Origin of the sequence: Brooklawnia sp. (assembly GCF_032229645.1) — a bacterium.
GTDB lineage: Bacteria > Actinomycetota > Actinomycetes > Propionibacteriales > Propionibacteriaceae > Brooklawnia.
The window spans coordinates 1-4187 of record NZ_JAVTWX010000147.1; the positions used below are offsets into that span (position 1 = coordinate 1).

Genomic DNA, 4187 nt, shown 5'->3' on the forward strand with positions numbered 1-4187 from the left:
AGGATTCGGCGTTCTTCAACTCGGTCGACTCGCTCTACTATTTCCACCGCGAGCAACTGGCAGACTTCTTGTCGGCGATTCGCGATCACCGTGAACCGCTGATCACTTTGGACGATGGCCGCCGCACCGTCGAACTGTTCACGGCGATCTACCGCTCCCAGGCAGAGCACGGCTGGGTGAAACTCCCGCTGGAGTCCTAGCGACCGTGGGCGCCGGCTTGGCCCCTCACGCGAGGGGCCAAGCTCGCGCTCAGCCCTTGACCGCCCCTGCAGTCAAACCGGAGACCACGTACTTCTGGAAGAACAACGCGATCACCATGATCGGCAACGTCACCACGCTGGCCGCTGCCATCAGCCCGCCCCAGTCGATGCTGGCGTAGCCGATGAAGTCGAAGATCGCCACGGGCAGCGTCTTGGTCTCAGCCCCGGACAGCACCAGGGCGAACATGAAGTTGTTCCAGCTGAAGATGAACGACAAGATGGACGCGGTCGCGACCCCGGACATACTCAACGGCAGCACCACATGCCAGAACGCGCCGATCGGCGTCAACCCGTCGACTTGTGCTGCCTCTTCCAGTTCTGTCGGCATGCCGTCGAAGAAGCCCATCAAGATGTAGAGGATGAGCGGCAGCGAGACGAACATGTGCGAGAGGATCAGCACGCCATAGCCGCCGACCATTCGCAGGTTGCTGAACAGGTAGTACCACGGAACCAGCAGAGACACGCCCGGGATGACTCGGGCCATCAGCACGACCACCGCCTGGCGCTTCATCACGAAGCGGCTCATCGAGTATGCCGCCGGTACCCCCAGCACCAAGGAGATGGCCGTCGACACCGCGGCCACGAGGAAGCTGTTCCACATGAACTTGCCGAAGTTCGCCTGCTGAAAGACCTTGTGATAGTTCTCCAAGGTCGGGGTGAACCCGAACACTGTAGAGGGGTCGTAGATCTGCACATTGGTCTTGAACGAGCTGAGCACCATCCACATCAACGGGACCAGCATGACGAACAGGATCAGCGCGATGGCCACGCCCCGGAAGATTCGGTATCCGCGTGAAAGCCGCATCATCGCTCCTTTTGGCGTGAGGTCAGCGCCAGCATCGCCGCGATGATAAGCGCGAAGAACAGAATCAGCACGGTGGACGCAACACCGTATTCGTTGTAGTCGAAGCTCAGTCCGTAGGCGTAGACGTTGAGGGTCTCCACCTCATGGAACGAACCGCCGCCTCGTCCCTTGGTGGCGTAGAGAATGTCGAAGGTCTTGAGAGCGTCGATGCCACGCAGCAGCAACGCAACGACAACACTCGGCCAGACCAGCGGGAGCGTGACGCTCCAGAACCGCTGCCAGGTACTCGCACCGTCGATGGACGCGGCCTCGTCCACCTCGTCGGACAACGATGTCAGGCCTGCGAGCAGAATCAGCGCCACCATCGGGGTCCACTGCCAGATATCGATGAGCATCGTGGTTGCCAGTGCGGTCTTCTCGCCTGCCAGCCACGGATACGGACCGAGCCCGATCAGCCCGAGGAGGTAATTTGCGGGACCGATGTTGGGATCGAAGATCAGCCGCCACATCATGCCGACGGCCACCGGCGTCGCGACCAGGGGCAGCAGAATCGCCACCCGGATGATGCCCTGCCCGCGGAATGATCTGCGCAGCAGCAACGCGATGCACATACCCAAGACCATCTGGGCCACCAGCACCCCGCCGGTGAAGGCGAGCGTTCGTCCGACGGCAGGCCAGAACCGTTCGGTGTCGGTGAGGACATCGATGTAGTTCTCGATGCCGATGAACTTCTTCGGTGCGCGGACGGAGCCCTCAGCATTGGTGAAACTCAAATAGGCCGTCCAGACGAGCGGAAAGACCAGCATCGCTGCCGTGAAGATCATGGCAGGTGCCGCGAACAACCACTTACGATGCTGATTCGCCCAACGAGAAAAGCCGCTTTGATTCGGCTGCGGGCGGTCGGACGCTGTCACTGTGCCGGCCGCGCCGGAAGCCGGATTCTGAAGTGGAACTGACATATCTTGCCTTCGCGAAGGTGATGGCCGAAGTCGCAGGCGCATCGAGAAATGCATCCGATGCGCCTGCGTCCGGCCAGGGATTAGCTCTGGGCTGGGCTACCGCCACAGCTGCAATAGCCCAATTCTTCGGCTCGGCTACTTCTCGCCGTCGAGGAATGCTTGATACTGGGTCTGAGCATCAACCAGCGATGCATCGAGATCCTTGCCGGTGATGGCATCCACGATCGGCTGCCCAACGATCTCGCGAGCCTTGGCAACCTGCACCACCAACGGACGATCGTGTCCGACACCGTCTGCTGCGGCCGACTGCGCGGCGAGCACCAGGTCCGCCGGGTAATCCTTGGTCGCTTCCGGATCAGCCCACACCGAGGCTCGTGCGCTCGGGACACCGGCCTGCTGATTCAGCAGAGTCTGGTCCTTGCTGGTTGCCCACTCGATGAACTTCCAGGCATTGTCGACGTTGGTGGAACCGGCATTCACACCCAGTGCCCACGAGGGGATGTTGTACGGCATGGATCCCGCAGGACCTGCCGGGAACGCTGCGAAGCCAACCGTATCGGCGACCTGAGAGTTGGCCGGATCGGTCGCGTTCTTGTACAAGGAGTTGGCCTCGACATAGAACGCTGCTTGTCCCTGGGTGAACACGGCCATGGCGTCGGGCCAGCTCATGTCGGTGCTGACATTTGCCGGACCGTACTCACGGATAAGCGTGCCGTAGAGGTCGTAGGCGTCCTTGGCTGCCTGGGTGTCCAGGGTTGCCTTGCCCGAACCATCATCGAAGTCGCCACCGTAGCTGAACAAGAAGCTGGAGAACTGCGTGACCGCGGCAGTACGTCCGGTGCGGGCAACGAAGCCCGCGATGTCCGGGTTGTCTTCATGGATCTTGGCGGCCTGCGCCTTCAACTCGTCCAACGTGGCCGGGGGCGCGCCGAAGCCGGACTTCTCAAGCAAATCCGTCCGGTAGTACAAGACCTCGGTCTCGGTGATGATGGGCACACCAACAACGTTGCCCTCATAGGTGGTGGCCTCAACCGGGCCCGCCTGATAGTCGCTCCAGTCCCACGTGGAGTCACTTGTCACCTTGTCGGACAGATCGGCCATCCACCCGTTGCGGGCGAACATCCTTCCCTCCTGCAAGGGGCGGTACATCATGACGTCGATATCCGAGGATCCGGCGTTGAGCTTGACGTTGTACTGATCAGAGAGCTGATCCTCGCCTAGCTGCGTGAGTTCCACCTTCAGACCGGTCTGCGCGGTGAAGTCGTCGAACTGCGCCTTGATGTTCTCCGTCCACACGTGGTTGGCCAAAGTCACGCGCACGACATCGCTAGGTTCCTGGGCGGCCTCGCCGCCACCGCAGCCCGACATCGCCAGCGGAACGGCCAGCGCGAACGTGACTCCCAATGCATGTATGCGTCTCACTAAATCTCCTCTGATCTACTCAACATTGAGTGGCCTGCGAACTACTGCAGATCCGTGATCTGTCTAGAATAAGTCAGACATATAGTCGCCGTGAAGCGCCCGTCGAGAAACGGTGCAAAGTCGTGATCTAGCAGATCGGAGATCTGGTGTCCGCAGCACGGTACAGCGCCGCACCCTCCGGCGGGCTCCTCCAGCGTGAGGTCGTCGAGCGGCTTGGCAGCAATATCGTCACCGGCATGTGGCCCACCGGGACGGTCCTGCACATGGACGATCTCGCTGACCAACTCGGTGTCTCACGATCGGTCATTCGAGAGGCGATCGGCGTGCTGGCAGAAAACGGCCTGGTGCACTCCCGCAAACACCGCGGCACCGTGGTGCAGCACCACTCGTCGTGGAATGCCCTGGCCTCTGATGTGATCTCGTGGCGGTTGAACGATCCGGCGCAGCGCGCTGCGCAGTTCCGTTCGCTAGTGGAGTTGCGCAGCGCGATCGAACCGCACGCGGCCTGGTTGGCCGCTCAGCGGGTCGACGCAGATCAGGCCGAGCAGCTGGTCGGGCTGGCCACTCGCATGGTCGGGTCCGGCACGGCCGGGAATGTCGATGATTTCGTGGCCGCAGACCTCATCTTTCACCGGCTCGTGCTGCAGGCCTCTGGCAATCCGCTCTTCCTCAGTCTGGAGCAGATCCTCAACGAGATCCTCGCCGGCAAGTACCGGCTGGGTCTGATGCCCGTCGCCCCGG

The 4187-nt window shown here is 61.6% G+C and carries 5 protein-coding genes; 2 read left to right on the forward strand and 3 right to left on the reverse strand.

Annotated elements, in window-relative coordinates:
- Positions 1 to 200: Gfo/Idh/MocA family oxidoreductase (locus tag AAFP05_RS12245; RefSeq protein WP_341730155.1), on the forward strand; the 200-nt coding region annotated here is incomplete at its 5' end.
- Positions 201 to 249: 49 nt separating this feature from the next.
- On the opposite strand, the gene AAFP05_RS12250 is transcribed toward AAFP05_RS12245, so the two are convergent.
- The 3 genes from AAFP05_RS12250 to AAFP05_RS12260 all read right to left on the reverse strand — a co-directional run bounded on the left by AAFP05_RS12250 (position 250) and on the right by AAFP05_RS12260 (position 3446).
- On the reverse strand, positions 250 to 1065 hold the full coding sequence (locus AAFP05_RS12250) for a carbohydrate ABC transporter permease (protein WP_341730156.1): 816 nt from the start codon (positions 1063 to 1065) through the stop codon (positions 250 to 252).
- Positions 1065 to 1889, reverse strand: a complete 825-nt coding sequence (locus tag AAFP05_RS12255; protein WP_341730157.1) for a sugar ABC transporter permease — start codon at positions 1887 to 1889, stop codon at positions 1065 to 1067. Before AAFP05_RS12255 ends, AAFP05_RS12250 begins: the two co-directional genes overlap by 1 nt.
- Positions 1890 to 2159: 270 nt before the next feature.
- On the reverse strand, positions 2160 to 3446 hold the full coding sequence (locus tag AAFP05_RS12260; protein ID WP_341730158.1) for an extracellular solute-binding protein: 1287 nt from the start codon (positions 3444 to 3446) through the stop codon (positions 2160 to 2162).
- A 146-nt stretch (positions 3447 to 3592) separates the two neighbouring features.
- Here AAFP05_RS12260 and AAFP05_RS12265 point away from each other — a divergent pair.
- A partial coding sequence (locus AAFP05_RS12265; RefSeq protein ID WP_341730159.1) for an FCD domain-containing protein occupies positions 3593 to 4187 on the forward strand: 595 nt, incomplete at its 3' end.